Consider the following 21,214-nt stretch of genomic DNA (forward strand, 5'->3'; position numbering starts at 1 on the left):
AAAAAAGGTGACGGCATATGGCAGATAATCCAATGATGGAGAAACACAAGTTGACTGAATATGATAAAGAGCATAAAGAAATGAAGAAAGTAGACATTGATCTGGAGGCGCCCGCTGATTTTACAAGTCCGCAGGCGCTCTATGAAGAACTGGTTGCGAGCATAAAGAGATATCATCCTTCCGATGATATTTCCATGATAGAAAAAGCCTATCATATCGCGGCTGAAGCCCATAAGGACCAGGTACGCAAATCCGGAGAGCCCTACATCATTCATCCTCTTTGTGTTGCCATCATTCTGGCTGATTTGGAGATGGACAAAGAGACCATAGCCGCAGGGATCCTCCATGATGTGGTAGAGGATACCATTATGTCCTTAGATGAACTGAAGGCGGAATTCGGGGAAGAGGTGGCTCTTTTAGTTGACGGAGTCACCAAGCTGACCCAGATCTCCTGGTCTATGGATAAGATGGAGATCCAGGCAGAGAATCTGAGAAAGATGTTCTTAGCGATGGCTAAGGACATTCGTGTCATTATTATCAAGCTGTCGGACCGCCTTCACAATATGCGGACGCTTCAGTACATGAGACCTGAAAAGCAAAAGGAAAAAGCCAAGGAGACCATGGAGATTTATGCTCCCATCGCCCACCGCCTTGGTATTTCCAAAATTAAGATCGAGCTTGACGATCTGTCTTTAAAATACTTAGAGCCGGACACCTATTATGAGCTGGCCGAAAAAATATCACTAAAAAAAGATGCCAGGGAATACTTTGTAAAGAGCATTGTTGATGAGGTGGAGGATCATTTAAAGGAAGCTGGAATAGAAGCAAGAGTGGACGGACGTGTCAAACATTTCTTCAGCATCTATAAAAAAATGGTCAACCAGAATAAGACACTGGATCAGATCTATGACTTGTTTGCAGTGCGTATTATTGTTGACAATGTAAAGGACTGTTACGCTGCCCTTGGTGTGATACATGAACTGTATAAGCCCATTCCAGGGCGTTTCAAGGATTATATCGCCATGCCGAAGCCCAACATGTATCAGTCTCTTCATACGACACTGATCGGCAACAATGGCCAGCCCTTTGAGATTCAGATCCGTACGTATGAGATGCACCGTACTGCAGAATACGGAATTGCGGCACACTGGAAGTATAAGGAGAGCGGAAGCGGTCAGGTTGCAGCCGGCAAAGAGCAGGAGAAGTTAAGCTGGCTCCGCCAGATTTTAGAATGGCAGAAGGACATGTCCGACAACAAGGAATTCTTAAACATGGTTAAGGGTGACTTAGACTTGTTCTCCGACAGTGTTTACTGCTTTACTCCGTCAGGTGACGTGAAGAATCTTCCCAGCGGCTCCACTCCCATTGATTTTGCATACTCCATACACAGTGCAGTTGGAAACAAGATGGTTGGGGCCAGAGTCAATGGCAAGCTGGTGAACATTGAGTATGTCATTGAAAACGGCGACCAGGTGGAGATCATCACCTCCCAGAACAGCAAAGGCCCCAGCCGCGACTGGCTCAATGTGGTCAAAAGCACTCAGGCAAAAAATAAGATCAACCAATGGTTTAAGACAGAGCTGAAAGAAGATAATATTCTCCGAGGCAAGGAGATGGTGGACCGCTACTGTAAGGCCAAAGGAATTAATTATTCTGAGATCAACAAGCCGGAATATCAGGGAAAGGTTATGAAGCGCTATGCCTTCCGCGACTGGGATTCTGTACTCGCCTCCATCGGCCACGGCGGTTTAAAAGAAGGCCAGGTCATCAATAAGATGGTGGATGAGAGGGATAAGAAATTAAAGAAGGATGTAACCGACACCACCATACTAAATGACATTGAGGATATGGGCAGCAGACTGCCCATTAAGAGACGTTCCGGCAGCGGAATCGTTGTAAAGGGAATTCACGATCTTGCAGTCCGTTTCTCCAAATGCTGTTCTCCGGTACCGGGTGACGAGATTGTGGGATTTGTAACAAGAGGAAGAGGTATTTCCATTCACAGAACAGACTGTGTCAATGTTTTAAATCTACCGGAAGATGAAAGAAACCGCTTAATCGATGCAGAGTGGCAGGAGTCGGAAGGGGACAGCACAAAAGAACGTTATTCTACGGAAATCAAAATTTTTGCCAATAACAGGATCGGTATGTTTGTTGACATTTCCAAGGTATTTACTGAGAGGCAGATTGATATCACTTCCATGAATTCCAGAACCAACAAACAGGGAAAAGCAACCATTACCATGACCTTCGAGACTCATGGGGTGGAAGAACTTGGAAAACTGGTTGATAAACTGAGACAAATCGAAGGTGTAATTGACATTGAGAGGACTGCGGGATAACGCAGTTTTTCTCTTTTTAATCGGAAAGGTGTTGCAGATCGTGGTATATCCTGTAAAATATCTTCCACAGACAGTGAAAAGCTTAACCAGACTTACCATGCCTGTTGCAGGCTTCGAGGATCGTTTTCCCTTTATGCAGATCGATAAAGACAGCTATATCGTGGGAGCGGAAATACAGTCAGGATTAAACTTTAACGTTGCGGAGGGGGTTCACTGTATACAGATCGGGAAGTACTGCGCCCTGGCTGATAAAATTACATTTCTTATTAATTTAAATCATAATTACAAAGCCGTTTTTCAGGGAAGTCCGTCTTTTATGACGATGCCGGTTCCTGAAAGGACCAGAAGAAAAGGCTCCCTGCTGATTGGAAATGATGTGTGGATCGGCAATGGAGCAACGATTATGAGCGGTGTTTCCATCCATAACGGGGCTGTGATCGGAGCGGAGAGCGTGGTGACTAAATCAGTGCCTCCCTATGCCATGGCAGCAGGCAATCCGGCTAAGATCATCGGTTACCGGTTTGACGAGGAACAGAGAAAAGCTTTAAACCGGATTGGCTGGTGGAACTGGCCGGAGGAAAAGCTTGTTAAGAATCAGAAGGAGTTTCTGCTGCCTGTGGAAGCTTTTATAGAAAAATTTGACCGGAGAGAAGAGTGGGATCAGATAGAACCGGTGATTCCCTCAACTGACAGGAAGACGATTCTGCTTATTGCAGATGTTTACAGGCCATTTTCCCTCTGGAAGAGGATTTTAACGGAATTTGCTGCGTCAGCCCCTGACTTTACCAGGCTTTTTATTTACATCAGTCCGTCTGCGGGTGAAGAAGGATACCGGGAGGTTTCCGGGGCTGCAAAGAACCTTAAAGAATGCGGCAAAGAGATTATGGTGAAATTGGGAACAATGGAAGATGATGTAAGATGTTTATTTGCAGCAGCCGATTATTTTGTCACCACAAGAAGTGAAGACAATATTCTTTTTATGGAGTATGCAGATTATTATCAGGCAAAGCTTTTGTATGGGACGGATATTCCGGTATTTACCATTTAACTGACAGATCAAAGTAAACGATTGAAACAGGAGATAAGAATATGAGTGATTTCAGAATTAAAACATACCCGGTAGGGCAGATTGGGACCAACTGTTATATTATTTTCCGGGAACAATTCAATAAGGCAATTATTGTGGACCCCGGCGATGAGGGGGCAAATATCCTGGAACAGTGCAGGAAGCTTTCTGTTACCCCGGAAGTTATTTTATTAACCCATGGTCATTTTGATCATATTATGGGGGTTGAGGAGATCAAACGGGCGTTTCCGGAGGTAGTTGTTTATGCCGGAGAAAAGGAAAAAGTTCTGCTTACAGATCCGTCTGTGAATCTTTCTGCCAACATCGGCAGACCCTGCTCCTTTAATGCAGACCGGTATGTGACTGACGGGGAGACTTTAGAAGCCGCAGGGATTCTGGCTCATGTGATTGCCACTCCAGGTCATACGGAAGGGTGCGTCTGCTACTATATGAAAGAGGAAGATGTTTTAATCAGCGGAGACACACTTTTTCTGGAATCCCTTGGACGTACGGATCTGCCTACCGGAGACCAGTTTAAGATCATAAACTCCATTCGGCAAAAGCTGTTTCCCCTCCCTGGTGACACCATGGTTTATCCGGGACACGGGAGCGTAACTACCATCGGCCATGAAAAATCGTATAATCCGGTGGCATCATACAGAGGATAGGGAATAAAAATGATAGGATTATTATTAGATGATCAATCCTTTGAACAGGACATCAGGGAACTGCTTATGGCATTTTATCCGGGGGAGAGGTTCCTTCATGAGGAGAATCCCGATGAAGAGTTCCGGCTTCTTGTACGTGGAGTGACGGGAGAGGATTTCTTCCGGCTGAGTCTTGAGGATAAGGAGCTTGGAATAACGAAAACTTCTACAACTGAAGCAGACTTTTCGGACCGCTTTGAAACGAAAAACAGGATCAAGCGGATGCTTTATGGGATGGCAGGAGAGCTGACTGGCAGAAAACTTCCCTGGGGAACCCTTACCGGAATCCGCCCGGTTAAAATAGCCATGACAAAGCTTCTTTCCGGCAGCAAAGAAGAGGAAGTTTACGGATATATGAAGGAGACGTATTTAACCAGTGATCAGAAAGTGGATCTAAGTCTGGATATTGCAAAAAGAGAGTTAAATCTGCTGTCTTCCATTGACTATGAAAACGGATACAGCCTTTATATCGGAATTCCGTTCTGCCCAACCACCTGTCTGTATTGTTCTTTCACATCATTTCCCATCAGTCAGTGGGAAAAGCGAATGGATGATTATCTGGAAGCCTTGTTTAAAGAGATGGAGTTTACAGCCAGGCGAATGGAAGGAAAAATTCTGGACACGGTGTATGTGGGAGGCGGAACACCTACATCACTCAGTGCAGAGCATTTGGAAAAGCTGATGGAAAAGCTGAAGGAAACCTTTGATTTTAGAAGTGTAAAGGAATTTACCGTGGAAGCGGGAAGGCCGGACAGCATTACAGAAGAGAAATTAAAGGTATTAAAGAAATACGGTGTGACCCGTATTTCCATTAATCCCCAGACAATGAAAGAAGAGACACTTAAGATAATCGGCCGCCGTCATACGGTGGAGATGGTAAAGGACCGGTTCCGGTCAGCCAGATCATTGGGATTTGATAATATTAATATGGATTTAATTATCGGACTGCCTGGAGAAGATTTAGAAGATGTGAGAAGGACCATGGAGGAAATTAAGTCCCTGGGACCTGACGGCATCACGGTTCACACTCTGGCGATTAAGCGGGCAGCCCGCCTTAATATGTATAAGGAACAGTACGGAGATTTAAAAATCACGGGAACTCAGGAAATGATTGATCTAACAGCTTCCTATGCCCGAAGCATGAGGCAGGAGCCCTATTATCTCTACCGCCAGAAAAACATGGCCGGTAACTTTGAGAATGTGGGATACTCAGTTCCCGGAAAAGCCTGTATCTACAACATTCTGATTATGGAGGAAAAGCAGACCATAGCAGCCTGCGGAGCGGGAACTACGACGAAAGTGGTATTTCCTTCCGAGAATCGGTTAGAGAGGGTGGAAAATGTCAAGGATGTGGAACAGTACATCGCCCGAATCGATGAAATGATAGAAAGAAAAGAAAAAATGCTTGCAAAATCAGAAATGTAATTTAAAATAGAAAGCATGATTTGCGATTTCCATGAAAGACAGAAAATATAATAAACGGAGTGAAAAAAATGTCATTAAAAAAGAAACCGGTTACCGGAATGAAGGACATACTTCCTGCTGAAATGCAGGTGCGGGAATATGTAATGAACCAGATTCGGGAGACATACGGCGGATTTGGATTTAATTCAATTGAAACTCCCTGCGTGGAACACATCGAGAACCTGACCAGCAAGCAGGGCGGCGACAATGAAAAGCTGATTTTCAAGATTATGAAGCGGGGAGAAAAGCTGAATCTGGAAACAGCGCAGATGGAGAATGATCTGGTAGACAGCGGTCTGCGCTACGATCTTACCGTCCCCCTTTCCAGATATTATTCCAACAATGCGGCGGTTCTTCCATCTCCATTTAAATCACTTCAGATGGGAAGCGTCTGGAGAGCAGACCGCCCCCAGAGAGGACGTTTCAGACAGTTCGTCCAGTGTGACATTGATATCCTGGGAGATCCCACCAGACTGGCGGAGATCGAACTGATTCTTGCGACCACCACCCTGCTTGGCAAGGTAGGATTTAAGGGATATACCGTGAGAATTAACGACCGGAACATTTTAAAGGGAATGGCAGCACACTGCGGATTTTCCGAGGAGTCATACGATCAGGTCTTTATCATTCTGGATAAGATGGACAAGATCGGCATGGATGGTGTGGCAGGAGAGTTAAAAGAAGCTGGTTATCCGGAAGAGAATATCAAAAAATATTTAGCCCTGTTTGAGACAGTGACCAGGGATGCAGCCGGTGTAAGAAGTTTAAAGGAAGTATTAAACGATGCCATGGACCCGGAGCAGGCAGAGAATCTGGCGGCTATCATTGACAGTGTAAGCGAGATTACCACCAGCCAGTTTAAGATCGAATTCGACCCCACCCTGGTACGTGGTATGTCCTACTATACCGGAACCATCTTTGAGATCCTGGTAGACGGTTTCCCCGGTTCCGTCGGCGGAGGCGGGCGTTATGATAAGATGATCGGCAAATTTACCGGAATAGATACGCCTGCATGCGGCTTTTCCATTGGCTTTGAGCGGATTATCACCATTCTCATGGAAGAGGGATTTACTGTACCTGGAAGTGAGGAGAGGATTGCATTCCTGATTGAAAAGGGAGTGAGCGATGGGGTCATGAATGAGGCCGTAAAAGAGGCCATGAGTGAGCGTGCCAAGGGTAAGACCGTACTGGTATCCCAGATGAATAAAAATAAAAAGTTCCAGAAGGAAAGCCTTCAGAAAGAAGGATATTCCCAGTTTAAGGAATTTTATAAAGAAGCACTGAAGGAAACAAATTAGGAGGAAATTATGGCAGAGTCAATGTTGGGTTTAAAAAGATCCCATAGATGTACGGAAGTTACAGCAGCCTGTGCAGGAAAAGAAGTCACAGTAATGGGCTGGGTTCAGAAAAGCAGAAACAAGGGCGGAATTATTTTCGTTGATTTAAGAGACCGTTCCGGTATTCTGCAGATCATCTTCGAAGAAAGCGACTGCGGGGCGGAGAATTTTGCAAAAGCGGAGAAACTGAGAAGTGAGTTTGTTATCGCTGTTACCGGTGTTGTGGAGAACAGAGCAGGCGGTGTCAATGAGAACCTGGCGACCGGCGCTATCGAAGTCCGGGCCAATGGACTGCGTATTCTTTCCGAGTCTGAAACTCCCCCGTTCCCGGTTGAGGAAAACAGCAAGACAAAAGAAGAACTGAGATTAAAATTCCGTTATCTGGATTTAAGAAGACCGGACATTCAGAAAAATATCATGATCAGAAGCCAGGTTGCCACATTAACAAGAGCATTTCTGGCAGAAGAGGGATTTTTAGAGATTGAAACTCCCACACTGATTAAGAGCACACCGGAAGGTGCAAGAGATTATCTGGTACCAAGCCGAGTTCATCCCGGTTCCTTTTATGCGCTTCCCCAGTCTCCCCAGCTCTTTAAGCAGCTTCTTATGTGCTCCGGTTATGACCGTTATTTCCAGCTGGCAAGATGTTACCGAGATGAAGATTTACGTGCAGACAGACAGCCGGAATTCACACAGATCGATATGGAGCTGTCCTTTGTAGATGTGGAAGATGTACTGGCAGTGAATGAAAGACTTCTTAAAAAACTGTTTAAGGAAATCTGCAACTTCGACGTTGAACTGCCGATCACACGCATGACGTGGAGAGAAGCGATGGACCGTTTTGGTTCCGATAAACCGGATATGCGTTTTGGAATGGAACTGAAGAATGTATCAGATGTGGTAAAAAATACGGAGTTTGCAGTATTTAAGGGAGCTTTGGAAAACGGCGGATCTGTCCGCGGCATTAACGCAAAGGGACAGGCAGCCATGCCAAGGAAAAAGATCGATGCTCTTGTGGAATATGCAAAGGGCTTCGGCGCGAAGGGACTTGCTTATCTGGCAGTGAATGAAGACGGAACCTACAAATGTTCCTTCTCCAAATTTATGTCGGAAGAAGAACTTGAAACACTGGCGAAAGCCATGGATGGACAGCCGGGAGATCTCCTTTTATTTGCGGCAGACAGAGATAAGGTTGTATTTGATGTACTTGGCAACCTTCGTCTGGAACTGGCAAGGCAGCTGGAGCTTTTAAAGAAAGATGATTTTAAATTCTTATGGGTGACAGAATTCCCGTTACTTGAGTATTCCGAGGAACAGGGACGTTTTACAGCCATGCACCACCCATTTACCATGCCGATGGAAGAAGACTGGGCGCTGATCGACACCGATCCGGGTGCGGTACGTGCCAAAGCTTACGATATTGTACTCAACGGTACGGAGCTGGGCGGCGGATCTGTCCGTATCCATCAGGGCGATATTCAGTCCAAGATGTTTGAGGTACTGGGCTTTACCAAAGAGCAGGCAAATGAACAGTTCGGTTTCCTTTTAGATGCATTCCGTTTCGGCGTGCCTCCTCACGCAGGACTGGCTTATGGTCTTGACCGGGTCGTCATGCTGATGGTAGGAGCAGACAGCATCCGCGACGTGATTGCATTCCCCAAGGTAAAGGACGCCTCCTGCTTAATGTCTGAGGCGCCGGCTCCAGTAGACCCAAGACAGCTGGAAGATCTTGGAATTAAAGTGAGCGAAGAAACAGAATCCTGATAAAAATAGGAAGACCTCTCTGTAAGCAGAAAAGCGAAGACAGAGAGGTTTTTTTATGGAATAAAGAATCAGATAAATGGAAAATATTAACAAAATAATATGGAAATTTTACATTGATCTGATATAATATAGGAAAAAGCACATGTTAAAGGAGGATTCAAGCAATGAAAGGAAGTACAAAAAGAAGGTTTCTGTCTCTTTGCCTGTCCATGCTCATGGTTTTGTCCCTTGTCACAGGCCTTTCGTTTCCGGCCAGGGCTGCAGATCAGGATATTGTGATTCTGTATACCAACGACGTTCACTGCGGCATTGATGACAAAATCGGGTATGCAGGTCTTTCTCTTTATAAGAAAGAGATGCAGGCTCAGACACCCTACGTGACTCTTGTTGATGCAGGCGATGCCATTCAGGGAGCTCCCATCGGAACACTTTCAGACGGCGGATATATCATTGACATCATGAATCAGGTGGGATATGATTTTGCCGTACCGGGCAATCATGAATATGATTACGGTATGCCACGATTTTTAGAGCTGGCAGGCAAATTAAGCTGCGGATATTATTCCAGCAACTTTATGGATTTAAAGACCAATACCCCTGTATTTGCTCCTTATAAGATATTTACATACGGCAGCACAAAGGTTGCCCTGGTTGGAGCGACCACACCGGAAAGCTTTACCAAATCAACACCTGCCTATTTCCAGGACGGAAGCGGCAATTACATTTACGGCTTCTGTGAAGATGAAACCGGTAAGAAACTATACGATCAGATCCAGCAGTCGGTAAACAGTGCCAGAACAGAGGGCGCCCAGTATGTAATTTTAGTGGGCCATTTAGGGGAGAACGGCACAACTGACCGGTGGACCTCTGATAATGTTATTAAGAATACAAATGGAATTGATGCGTTAATTGACGGTCATTCTCATGAAGAGTATACGAAATATTTAAAAAATAAGGATGGGAAGGACGTGCTCCTTACCCAGACAGGAACCAAGTTAAAGAACATCGGTAAGCTGACTATCCGCAAAGATGGAACTCTTGCCAATGAAATGGTTAACCAGGTACCTGCGGCTGCAGTATCCAGTACCTACACCGTAAAGAAAGGTGATTCTCTCAGCCGTATTGCAAAGAGAGAATTAGGTTCTTATGACCGCTGGAAAGAAATTTATAATGCAAACCGGGACAAGATTAAAGATCCAAACGTTCTTACCCTGGGTAGCCAGCTTGTAATTCCGGGAAGAACGGCAGTATCCAAGGATGGAAAAGCCCTGGATTATGATACAGACCAGTATATTAAGAATATCCAGGCCCAGTATAATGAATCCTTAAAGGTAGTGCTGGGTCACACAGATGTAGAACTGACCATTAACAATCCTGCAACCGGAGAGCGGGCAGTCAGAAGCGGAGAAACCAATTTAGGTGATCTTTGTGCTGATGCATACCGTCAGGTGCTAGGAGCAGACATCGGTATTGTTAACGGAGGCGGTGTCCGTGCAGGTATCAAACCTGGAAATATTACATACAACGACACCCTTACCGTACACCCATTTGGCAATATGGGATGTGTTGTTGAGGTCACAGGACAGCAGATTAAGGATGCTTTAGAGATGGCTTCCCGTAACTATCCAAAGGAAAACGGCGGATTTTTACAGGTATCCGGTTTAAAATATACCATTAAGACTTCCGTTCCATCCAGTGTGCAGGTAGATGAAAAAGGCAACTTTGTAAAAGTAGCCGGAGCATACCGGGTAGCAGATATCATGGTAGGAGATTCTCCTCTTGATACTGCCAAAGTATATACCGTAGCTTCTCATAATTACATGTTAAAAATGGCAGGTGACGGTATGACTATGTTTAAAAACAGCAAGGTGATCCGTGATGATGTAATGACAGATGTGGATATTCTGTCTGCTTTTGTCCGCAGCAACTTAGGCGGCAATGTAGGCGCTGACTATGCAAATCCGGCAGGACAGGGAAGAATCACCATTAAGTAATGAACGGAAACAGCAAATTCTAAAATCTGCGCCCTGCCCGGGTAAATCTCCTGTCTGAATACAGGAGAGACCCGGGCAGGGCGTATTTGTCTGCAAATACGGAAAATCTATGATACAATTATAAGGATAGTTTAAAAAATAGTATTAAAAAGAACCACAGGAGATAAAAAATGTTAATCAGAAAACCACAGAACCGCTTTGAAGAAATATATGCCATTTACGAGGAATCATTTCCGGATCAGGAAAGGCGCACGAAGGAAGGCCAAAGGAATGTGACTGACAATCCGGCCTATCAGATCCGGGCAGTGGAAGAAGACGGAAAGATTATGGCGTTTCTTGGATACTGGGATTTGCCAGGGTGCGTCTTTTTTGAGCACCTGGCTACGGCAAAGGTTTCAAGGGGGAAGGGCTATGGCAGGCTTCTGATAGAAGAAGCGGTCGGAGAAACAGAAAAACCCATATTTCTGGAAATAGAGCCAGTGACCCGGGAAAACCCCACAACAGGAAAACGGGCGGTATTTTATGAGCGGCTGGGATTTTATGTCAATCATTTTTACTATGAGCAGATGCCCTTAAAGCCACAGGACAGTCCGATGCAGTTATGGGTCACCAGCTATGGAGCACCAATCTCTGAAGCGGCATTTCTGCCCTACAAGAAAGAGATTTATAAAATAGTATACGGAGTCAGTCATTCATAAAGAAACCGGATTGTCTTATTTTTATCACGGGACAGGCTGTTTTTGCATATATTGTATCTAGCAATCAGAATATTCTAAAAGGAGTTGGTTTGATTGAACCGATATAAGATATGCGTTTATGCAATCAGTAAAAATGAGGAGCAGTTTGTGGACCGGTGGATGGATGCGGTATCTGAGGCTGATGAAGTAATTGTGGCAGATACAGGCTCTACAGACGGTACAGTTGAAAAACTAAGAGCAAGAGGGGCGACCGTATATGAGGACACCATTTCCCCATGGAGGTTTGACACAGCCCGCAATGCAGCTCTCAGTCATGTGCCGGAGGATGCGGATATCTGCGTATCCAATGATTTAGATGAAGTATTTATACCCGGCTGGAGGAATATCTTAGAATCTGCCTGGAAACCGGACCAGACCCGAGCCAGGTATTTGTTCACATTTTCCATGAATCCGGACGGAACACCAAAGAAGCAGTACCCCATGGAGAAGATTCATAAACGCCATGGCTACCGCTGGATTCATCCGGTTCATGAGATATTGGAATACAGCGGATCAGAGCCGGAAAAATCGGGCTGGGTGAACGGGCTTGTATTAAATCATTACCCGGATAATTCAAAACCGAGAAGTCAGTATCTGCCCCTTCTGGAATTATCAGTGAAAGAAAATCCCTCTGATGACAGAGCTATGTTCTGGCTTGGAAGAGAATATGTATTCCACGGAAAATTTGACCAGGCTATCCAGACACTAAATAAACATCTTTCCATGCCGGCTGCCAGATGGGCAGAGGAACGAAGCGCCTCCATGCGGTTTATCGCTCACGCTTACGCAGAAAAGGGAAATAAAAGGGAAGAACTGGTCTGGCTGTACCGGGCTCTTGCTGAATGTCCGGATGTGAGAGAGCCTTACCTTGCGTTAGCAAAATTCGGTTATCTGGAATCCAACTGGGCCTTAAGCTTTGCCATGGCTCAAAAGGGGCTGCAAATTAAGGAAAGCACAGGAAGCTACCTGGCGGACCCTGCATGCTGGGGATATGCATTATACGATTATGCAGCAATCAGCGCTTACCGGCTGGGTATGAATGAAACAGCCGAAGATTACGCGTCCCAGGCATTAAAGACGGATCCGGAAAATAAAAGGCTTCAAAGCAATCTTGCGCTGATACAGCAGAAAAGCAAAAAGCAGACGACTAAGGAGGAATCCTTATGAGCGGTCTGAAAATCTGTGTTTATGCAATCTGTAAAAATGAAGAGGCATTTGTAGATAAATGGATGGATTCCATGAAAGAGGCGGATCTTATTGTTGTCACAGACACCGGATCAGAGGATGATACAGTAGAAAAGCTGAAAGAACGGGGCGCCGTAGTATATGTGGATGTTGTAAAGCCATGGAGATTTGATGTGGCAAGAAATATCTCTCTGGATCACGTACCGGAAGATGTGGATATCTGTGTCTGTACAGATCTTGATGAAAGGTTTGATCCAGGCTGGAGAAGCCGCCTGGAAGAAGCATGGCTGAACCATAAACCCCGCAATAAGGGAGCTATTGTAAAAACCGGCCGTTATCTTTATAACTGGAGTTTAAAGGAAGACGGGACTCCGGACATACAGTTCTATTATTTTAAGGTGCATGAGCGTAAGGATTTCCGGTGGAAATGCCCGGTTCATGAATTTGTCCAGTACTTCGGAAGTCTGCCTCTTGAGACAGTATATATTGATGGAATGGTATTAAACCATTACCCGGATCCCACCAAATCCAGAGGTTCTTATCTGCCGCTGCTGGAGCTGGCAGTGAAAGAGGCGCCGGGAGATGAGCGGATGCGGTACTATCTGGGCAGAGAGTATATGTATAAGGGCAAGTGGCAGGAAAGCATCAATACCCTGAAGGAGTATCTGCTGCTTCCAAATGCAAAATGGTGTGATGAGCGGTGTGCAGCCATGCGCTGGATTGCCAGATCGTACTATAGACTGGGAAATATAAAAGAAGCGTATCAGTGGTATTTCAAAGCGATTGCAGAGGTTCCCGGCATGCGGGATCCTTATGTGGAATTTGCCAAAATCTGCTATGAGCAAAGTGACTGGCCGATGGTTTATTATCTGACACTGGAAGCTCTGAAGGTGAAAGAGAAGTCAAGGACCTTTGTCAATATGGGCTATTCCTGGGATTATACACCGGATGACTTATGTGCAATTGCGGCTTACCGGCTGGGTTTGTTTCATGAATCCCTGGAACATGCAAAAGCAGCTCTTCATTTTGCTCCCAATCATGAACGGCTGAAAAGTAATTTAAAACTGATACAGGCAGTCCAGAAAGAATAAGAATAGTATTCCGGAAGAAAGATGCAGGTTTCAAAACCCCAAATTTGTATCTTTTTTCTGGAATTTTTTTAATTGTTTAAAATTTGACAAATATTTTACGAAAATTTAATGAACTTTCTGTAAACATCAGTTGCAGGATTTGAAAATACCGTGTATGCTAATCCATATTGTATTAATTTGCAATCAGAAAGGGGTATTACATGAAGATACGAAGGAGTAAGAGATTGCAGGTAACAGGGAAGCTGGTTTTATTTGTGAGTGTTATGGTGATGCTGATTATATTCACACTGACAGCCATTTTTTATACCAGTCTGGACCGGGTTTATCAAAACTGGATTGATCTACCAGAATTATGATTTAAATATCAAAACGGCTGCTGAAAATCTGGTAAGTGTTCTGAATGTTAATTATGAACGGTATCAGTCTGGTGAAATTACAGAAAAAGAGGCCCTTGACAATGCCAAGGCCATTGTCCGCAATACGCGGTATAACGATGGAAACGGTTATTTCTGGGCCGACACTTCCACTGGTCTTTGTGCAGTTCATATGAATCCGGAATATGAAGGAAAAGAGCGTTATGACGAGAAGGATCTGGCAGGCGATTACTATATCCGCAATTTTATTAAAAACGGATCCCAGGCAGGTGGTGGATTTACCAATTACTATTTTACAAAGCCAGGCCAGGAAGGAACATATGCAAAACGGGCCTATACCTTAAAATTTGAGCCTTATGACTGGTATATCAGCACAGGAAATTACATAGACGATATTGACCGGGCTGTTGCGGGATATCAAAGGGAAAAAATACTCAATATTATACTGCTGGCGGTTGTATCCATGGTAATATGTTTAACGGGTCTGTTTATTCTTAACAGGTTCCTGCACCGGATAACGGCGCCTTTAAGCCCCATTGCCGAAAGGCTGAAGCTTCTCTCTGACGGAGATGTCCATACGCCTCCCGTTTTGGTTGTTAAGAGCGGAGACGAGATGCAGGTGCTCTCCCAGGCGACAGATGAACTGATCGTTCAGATGAAAGAGGTGGTAGGAGATATTACGGTCCACTTAAAACATATGGCAGAGGGAGACATGACACTTCCCGTAACCAGGGAGTATGCCGGTGATTTTTCCTCCATCCATGATTCACTAATATTGATTTATAAGCAGTTGAACCGAACAATAGGCATGATCCGGCAGTCCGCCGAGCAGGTGAATGCAGGTTCATCCCAGATTGCTGACGCGGCATCTGCGCTGGCAGCAGGAGCGGCGGAACAGGCGGGAACCATTGACCAGCTTTCTTCTTCCATAACAGAGATTACGGAGAAGGCGGAGCAAAGCTCAGCCCAGATCGGACAGGCCGCCGGGTATGCCAAACAGACGGTAGCCCGTGTGGAAGACAGCAACCAAAAAATGAGACAGATGCTTATGGCAATGGATGAGATTAAGAACACTTCCGATGAAATCGGAAAGATCACAAAAGATGTGGATGCAATTGCCTCCCAGACGAACCTTCTGGCACTGAATGCAGCTGTGGAAGCGGCCCGTGCAGGAGAAGCAGGCAAAGGATTTGCAGTGGTCGCAGACGAAGTCCGCAGTCTGGCTGCCAAATCTGCAGAAGCTGCCAAACGGACAGCCCTGCTTGTTGAAAATGCTGCCCGCGCAGTGACTGAGGGTATGGGGACTGCAAAAGAAAATGCGGAAATTCTGGCTGATGTAAGGGAGCAGGCAAACCGTGCCAGAGGACTCATGGAATCTGTGGAGCAGGCATCCAGGGAGCAGACCATTGCCATGGTTAATGTCAGCGAGGGAATCAATGAAATCTCTTACGTAGTCCAGAGCAATGCGGCTACGGCAGAAGAAAGCTCCGCTTCCAGTGAGGAATTATCCGCTCAGGCAGCTCTCCTTCGGAAAGAAGTGGATAAATTTAAAATAATCCAATAAGATGTTGAATTAAAAACTGCCTTATGATACCATGGAGATGGTCAGTTATTTCAAATACAAATAAGGAGGCTTTTTATAAATGGATATTCGTTACTCTGCTAATCAGAAAGATTTCAAGCGTTACACAACAGAAGAAACCAGAAACGAATTTTTAATTGAGAACTTATACGTTGCCAATGAAGTGGTAGCTGTTTACTCCCATGTAGACCGTATGGTAACACTGGGCTGTATGCCAACAACAGAAACCGTTTCCATTGACAAGGGAATTGATATCTGGAAAAACTTTGGTACAGGCTTTTTCCTTGAGAGACGTGAGATCGGTATTTTCAACATCGGAGGATCAGGAAAGATCAAAGCTGATGGAGAAGAATTCACCATGGGTTATAAGGACTGCTTATACATCACAAAGGGAACCAAAGAAGTTTTATTCTCCAGTGATGATGCAAAGAATCCGGCTAAGTTTTATATGGTAAGTGCTCCTGCTCACAAGGCATGCAAGACTACCTTTATTCCGATTGAGAAGGCTGCGAAGAAGCCGCTGGGCGCGATGGAGACTTCCAATAAGCGCGTGATCAACCAGTTCATTCATCCGGATGTACTTGAGACCTGCCAGTTATCCATGGGAATGACAGTTCTTGATCCGGGCAGTGTATGGAACACCATGCCGTCTCATACTCATGAAAGACGTATGGAAATCTATATGTACTTTGAGATTCCGGAGAACAACGTGGTATTCCACATGATGGGCGAAGGCAATGAGACCAGACACATCGTTATGCAGAATGAGCAGGCGGTTATCAGCCCATCCTGGAGCATCCATTCCGGAGCAGGTACAAGCAATTATACCTTCATCTGGGCAATGGGCGGTGAGAACCAGGCGTTTGATGATATGGACACCATTCCTACAACAGAATTAAGATAAGAAAAGATTGGACAGGCAGATGCTTTTTGTGGGCATCTGCCTGTTTTTTGCATTTTCGGAAGTAAATACGGAAATGGTGTGAAATCTCTGTGAAAATGTAGATATCCTTCCTGCAATTTGGTACAATATGTTTCAGAAATATAAGAAAATAGTTGAGATCTGATTTCGGGAGGTTTTTATGGAACAGTTAAAAATATTAGTGGTAGATGACGAAGCGAGAATGAGAAAGCTGGTAAAAGATTTCCTCAGTGTAAAAGGATTTACGGTTGTGGAAGCATCAAATGGAGAGGAAGCAGTTGATCTGTTTTTTGAACAGAAAGACATAGTGCTGATTATACTGGATGTTATGATGCCGAAGATGGATGGATGGGAGACTTGTAAGACCATCCGCAAATATTCTCAGGTTCCGATTATCATGCTGACTGCCAGAACAGAAGAACGGGATGAGCTTCAGGGCTTTGATTTAGGCGTGGACGAATACATTGCAAAGCCATTCAGCCCCAAGATCCTTGTTGCACGAGTAGAGGCTATATTAAGACGCAGTAATGCCGTTAATACGGATTCCGTGGAGATCGGAGGTATCTGCATTGATAAGGTGGCACATCAGGTAACAATCGATGGAAAGGATATTGAATTAAGCTATAAAGAATTTGAGCTTCTGGCATATTTCCTGGAAAATCAGGGAATAGCTCTTTCCAGAGAGAAAATTCTAAATAATGTATGGAACTATGATTATTTTGGTGATGCGAGAACCATTGACACTCATGTGAAGAAATTAAGAAGCAAGATGGGAGAAAAGGGAGATTACATCAGGACTATCTGGGGAATGGGATATAAATTTGAAGTGACATAATCATTAGAGGTGAGTGAATGAAACATTCCATAAAGGCGCGTTTTGCCATGATATTTGTCTGTCTGATGGCATTTGTTCTTTTGACCACATGGTGCGTGAACAACTGGTTTTTAGAGGGATTTTATACCAGAGCCAAGGTCCATATACTGGAAATGGCCTATACAGAGATTGACCAGGTAGTCGCCCAGGCCAATGAAAGCGGAAAAGGAATTATCGAGTATTACCATGATTCCTATGACCCCGATTTTAAAAATGAGGGACCCATACAGAAGATGTTCCGGACGATGGGCGAAAAATACAATTTGATGATGATTTTAATCGACAGTTCAACTGACGAATACCTGATGTCTACAAGCGGTGACCGGCAGTTCTTAAAAAACAGGGTGGAAGATTACATTTTCGGCAAAGATATGCCCCAGGCCAGCGTTTTGAAAAAGCATGACAATTATATTGTTCAAAAAACCTATGATAAACGTTCAGATTCCTATTATCTGGAAAGCTGGGGATATTTTTCTGATAATAAAACCATTTTTCTTATTTCAATTCCGTTGTCGAGCATCCGGGACAGTGTGGCTTTGTCAAACCGTTTCCTGGCATATGTAGGGTCTATGGCATTGTTTATAGGCAGTTTGTTTATCTATTTTACGACCAAGCGGATCACGACCCCAATCCTTCAGCTGGCAAATTTATCCGAGAAGATGTCCAGTCTGGACTTTGAAGCGAAATATACCGGTAATGAAAAAGATGAAATTGGTGTTTTGGGCAACAGCATGAATCAGCTGTCTGACAAACTTAAGGATACAATCGGAAAACTTCGGAGTGCCAATGAGGAATTGCAGAAGGATATTGCAGAGAAAGTAAAGATCGATGAAATGCGAAAGGATTTCATTGCCAATGTTTCCCATGAGTTAAAAACACCTATAGCTCTCATTCAGGGGTATGCGGAAGGTTTAACGGAGGGAATGGCAGAAGATCCGGAGAGCAGGGATTATTACTGTGAGGTGATAATGGATGAGGCCAATAAGATGAATAAAATGGTCCGGCAGCTGTTAAATCTCACGGCTCTTGAATTCGGAAATGATGATCTGCAGTTGGAAAGCTTTGATTTAACGGAACTCATTCGTGGAGTGATTGGATCTGCAGGCATTTTGATTCAGCAAAAGGAAGCGAATGTGAAATTGGAGACCTTTGATACCATCCGTGTCTATGCTGATGAATTTAAAATAGAAGAAGTGATCACCAATTATTTAAATAATGCACTTAATCATCTGGGCGGAGAGCGGGAGATTATTATTACCGCTGAAGAGAATGGAAAAGAGGCACTTGTAACTGTATTTAATACGGGACAGAGTATACCGGAAGAAGATTTACCAAAGTTGTGGACGAAGTTTTTCAAAGTGGATAAGGCACATACACGGGAGTATGGAGGCAGCGGCATAGGTCTTTCCATTGTAAAAGCTATTATTGACTCTCACAATAAGTCCTGTGGAGTACGCAATGTAGAAGGCGGAGTCGAATTCTGGTTTACTCTGGATTGTTATCAGGAACAGGAATAATCACTTATGCGTTCAATGATAATAGCCGATATAAATAGTGTTGGACCATGATTTCTTATGACATGTTATGTGAAAGGAGAAAGATATGGATATTGCAGCAATGAGTATGCAGTTAAGTTCTGCTAAAATTCAACAGAGTGCCAGCTTAAGCGTTACCAAAAAGGCAATGGATAACCAGGAAGCGCAGGCAGCCGATCTTTTAAAGATGATGGATGCGGCAGTGCCAAACCAGATTAAGACAACTGGTTTAGGACAGTATGTTGATGTAAGAGCGTAAGAGAAAAAGTTAAGGAGCTGAACCAGTTTATTGGTTTTGCTCCTTAACTTTTTTGTATGCATGGAAAGTTAAAGGTTACTTTGTTTTTCACAAATCAAAAAATAACGGTCCAGGTGTTCCGTATAACCGCCTTTTTGCTCAGCAGGTGGTGCAGTTTCCAGAATCGCTCTTAACTGTGGTTTTAAATTGAGACTGATAAGGAGAGGCAAAAGTTCCTGGATATTAATGAGTGTAAGGGAGGCTTTCCCGTTCAATATCCGTTCTTCGGAAAGTTCCCGTTTCAGATGGTAAGCATAGGGATTTGATACATAAAAATATATGAAACCTCCTGTTCTAAGATGTGCCGAGCATTCCTTAAGCAATTCTTTGTAATCAGGATAAACGGATAAATCTTTACCCAGACTTATATAGTTGTAAGTGCCTTCCGGAATATGCTTATGTGTCTCTAAGATAGAAGGAGACACAATGATAGTGCTGTTAAACGGATTTAAGTCGTCTTTCAGACCAGCGTCATTGATCAGGAATGAAAATGAACTCTTTTTCTCCCTCCTTCTAAGCTGTGTTTTAAACTTCAGCACATCTGCACCAAATCCGGGATCAATGGCCAGCATGGAAACATCCACAGGCTGCTGTGGGATGGTAGGCTCAATGTGAGATAATTGGTAGGGATCATAACAAAAGTTATTTCCCCAGGGATCAATGCCATATTTTGTCTGAAACAGCACTCTGCCGTTGAAAAGGGTTCTGTTTTTGATCTGGTCAGCCTTACCGGAAATACTTCCATAATGATAACACCAGGTATCTAAACAGAGAATCTGCTGAAAGCCGGCTCTTCTCGCGCGCAGACTGAAATCATCATCCCAGAATTCCATGGTGTGGAAATAGCGGTCCGCGAATCCAAAGGTATTCACCTTCTCCACATCATACAATGCGATTACAGGCATGAGTCTGCACCGCTCTTCCCAAAGGTATGGACAGGGGCGGTTATGATCTTTTGCTACTTCTTCTGCGTTTCCCGGTGTGAATTCGGCAATCATACCCTGACGGTTGCTGGTGTTTGGTGTACTGGGGACAGACATGACTGCGTTTGGGTAAAACTGCAGGCAGGTGAGCAGATTATCCAGCCAGTGTTCTGTAAGAATGGTGTCGTTATTGACAAATGCTGCATATTTTCCTTCACAAACCCGGTATAGCAGAGAAAAGATCATTGTTTTTACATTTTGTTTTAAAGTTATAACCTTTGTTATGCCAAGGCTTTCAAAGTATTCTTCCGTCCCATCGGTGGAACCGTCATTTAGCAGTATTAGTTCACAGGGGTATTTGGCCAGATCTGTATTTCGGAAGAGGCTCTCCAGACATCTTTTCGTATATTCCAGCTTGTTGAAAACAGGTATCATAATGGAAATAAGATATTTTTCACCCCTGTTGCTGTAGGTGTTTTTGTGGTTCTCTGCAAATTCGGTTTGATAGTATTCCTCCATTTTCTCTTTATCAGGATAGATGAGCGTCCAGAAATAGGTGTCTTCCAGCCAGTCCTGAAGAAATGGAATCAGCTGATATTCTGTAAGTGCGGCGGCTTTTTCAGGATTTTTACTTAAAATTAGTGATGTAAGCTGTTCAACAGTCCAGCTCACGTTGTGGTACATAGCTTGGAAAGAGGCTGGTATATTTTGTATTGCAGGATGAATCAATGCAGGTTCTAAGTCAGTGATCAGGGATTCCATGATTTTCAGCTGGCTGATTAGTAGGCGGTCTTCCTGATGGGGTATTGTTGGAAGTAGGGTTGTGGCTATATGCAATAGAAAATTCTGGCTTTGAATTATCCGTTTCCAGAAATTTATTGGGTCATCGGCAGATGCTGTATTTAAGGTTAGAAATTTGTGTGTCATAATAGATTCCTTCTTAATGAAAGGCAGTGTCAGGTATAGAGAAACGTGTGAATGACGCTGCCAGGTATGCAGGTATCACTTTATTATATGGC

At 44.1% G+C, this 21,214-nt stretch carries 17 protein-coding genes; 16 read left to right on the plus strand and 1 reads right to left on the minus strand.

The genetic code is table 11. The features are described from left to right. Positions 1-35: 35 nt before the first annotated feature. From DS742_RS03490 to DS742_RS03560, 16 genes are all read left to right on the plus strand, one after another. Entirely contained in the window at positions 36-2,342 is a 2,307-nt protein-coding gene (locus DS742_RS03490; RefSeq protein WP_117415726.1) for a RelA/SpoT family protein, read from the plus strand. Further along, complete coding sequence (locus DS742_RS03495) at positions 2,317-3,390, plus strand: CatB-related O-acetyltransferase (protein ID WP_147325719.1); 1,074 nt, start codon at positions 2,317-2,319, stop codon at positions 3,388-3,390. Before DS742_RS03490 ends, DS742_RS03495 begins: the two co-directional genes overlap by 26 nt. 41 nt (positions 3,391-3,431) lie before the next feature. Then, positions 3,432-4,076, plus strand: a complete 645-nt coding sequence (locus DS742_RS03500) for an MBL fold metallo-hydrolase (RefSeq protein ID WP_117415641.1) — start codon at positions 3,432-3,434, stop codon at positions 4,074-4,076. A 9-nt stretch (positions 4,077-4,085) separates the two neighbouring features. Next, on the plus strand, positions 4,086-5,540 hold the full coding sequence (gene hemZ / locus DS742_RS03505; protein ID WP_117415642.1) for a coproporphyrinogen dehydrogenase HemZ: 1,455 nt from the start codon (positions 4,086-4,088) through the stop codon (positions 5,538-5,540). A gap of 68 nt (positions 5,541-5,608) precedes the next feature. Beyond that, complete coding sequence (gene hisS / locus DS742_RS03510) at positions 5,609-6,877, plus strand: histidine--tRNA ligase (RefSeq protein ID WP_117415643.1); 1,269 nt, start codon at positions 5,609-5,611, stop codon at positions 6,875-6,877. Between the two features lie 9 nt (positions 6,878-6,886). Next, positions 6,887-8,680: an aspartate--tRNA ligase gene (gene aspS, locus DS742_RS03515; protein WP_117415644.1), complete on the plus strand. Its 1,794-nt coding sequence runs from the start codon at positions 6,887-6,889 to the stop codon at positions 8,678-8,680. Positions 8,681-8,844: 164 nt separating this feature from the next. Continuing rightward, positions 8,845-10,674 (plus strand): bifunctional metallophosphatase/5'-nucleotidase, encoded by a 1,830-nt coding sequence (locus DS742_RS03520; RefSeq protein ID WP_117415645.1) that lies wholly within the window; start codon positions 8,845-8,847, stop codon positions 10,672-10,674. A 170-nt stretch (positions 10,675-10,844) separates the two neighbouring features. Beyond that, complete coding sequence (locus DS742_RS03525; RefSeq protein ID WP_117415646.1) at positions 10,845-11,372, plus strand: GNAT family N-acetyltransferase; 528 nt, start codon at positions 10,845-10,847, stop codon at positions 11,370-11,372. Between the two features lie 93 nt (positions 11,373-11,465). Next, on the plus strand, positions 11,466-12,578 hold the full coding sequence (locus DS742_RS03530) for a tetratricopeptide repeat-containing glycosyltransferase (protein ID WP_117415647.1): 1,113 nt from the start codon (positions 11,466-11,468) through the stop codon (positions 12,576-12,578). Next, the gene (locus DS742_RS03535) at positions 12,575-13,687 is read left to right on the plus strand and encodes a tetratricopeptide repeat-containing glycosyltransferase (protein WP_117415648.1); all 1,113 of its coding nucleotides are present in this window, start codon (positions 12,575-12,577) and stop codon (positions 13,685-13,687) included. Before DS742_RS03530 ends, DS742_RS03535 begins: the two co-directional genes overlap by 4 nt. A 200-nt stretch (positions 13,688-13,887) precedes the next feature. Next, the gene (locus DS742_RS28695) at positions 13,888-14,043 is read left to right on the plus strand and encodes a hypothetical protein (RefSeq protein WP_170313351.1); all 156 of its coding nucleotides are present in this window, start codon (positions 13,888-13,890) and stop codon (positions 14,041-14,043) included. Beyond that, entirely contained in the window at positions 14,024-15,625 is a 1,602-nt protein-coding gene (locus tag DS742_RS03540; protein WP_170313352.1) for a methyl-accepting chemotaxis protein, read from the plus strand. The genes DS742_RS28695 and DS742_RS03540 overlap by 20 nt, the downstream gene beginning before the upstream one ends. 79 nt (positions 15,626-15,704) lie before the next feature. Next, on the plus strand, positions 15,705-16,547 hold the full coding sequence (gene kduI, locus DS742_RS03545) for a 5-dehydro-4-deoxy-D-glucuronate isomerase (protein ID WP_117415650.1): 843 nt from the start codon (positions 15,705-15,707) through the stop codon (positions 16,545-16,547). 178 nt (positions 16,548-16,725) lie between these two features. After that, on the plus strand, positions 16,726-17,400 hold the full coding sequence (locus DS742_RS03550; protein ID WP_117415651.1) for a response regulator transcription factor: 675 nt from the start codon (positions 16,726-16,728) through the stop codon (positions 17,398-17,400). 17 nt (positions 17,401-17,417) lie between these two features. Beyond that, positions 17,418-18,956, plus strand: coding sequence for a sensor histidine kinase (locus DS742_RS03555; protein WP_117415652.1), 1,539 nt, complete (start codon positions 17,418-17,420; stop codon positions 18,954-18,956). Positions 18,957-19,041: 85 nt separating this feature from the next. Then, positions 19,042-19,233 carry a YjfB family protein gene (locus tag DS742_RS03560; RefSeq protein ID WP_117415653.1) on the plus strand — a complete coding sequence of 64 codons (192 nt, stop codon included), beginning with the start codon at positions 19,042-19,044 and terminating at the stop codon, positions 19,231-19,233. 68 nt (positions 19,234-19,301) lie between these two features. On the opposite strand, the gene DS742_RS03565 is transcribed toward DS742_RS03560, so the two are convergent. Continuing rightward, entirely contained in the window at positions 19,302-21,122 is a 1,821-nt protein-coding gene (locus DS742_RS03565; RefSeq protein ID WP_117415654.1) for a glycosyltransferase family 2 protein, read from the minus strand. Positions 21,123-21,214: the final 92 nt, after the last annotated feature.

This window comes from Lacrimispora amygdalina (assembly GCF_003432035.1).
Taxonomy (GTDB): domain Bacteria; phylum Bacillota; class Clostridia; order Lachnospirales; family Lachnospiraceae; genus Lacrimispora; species Lacrimispora amygdalina.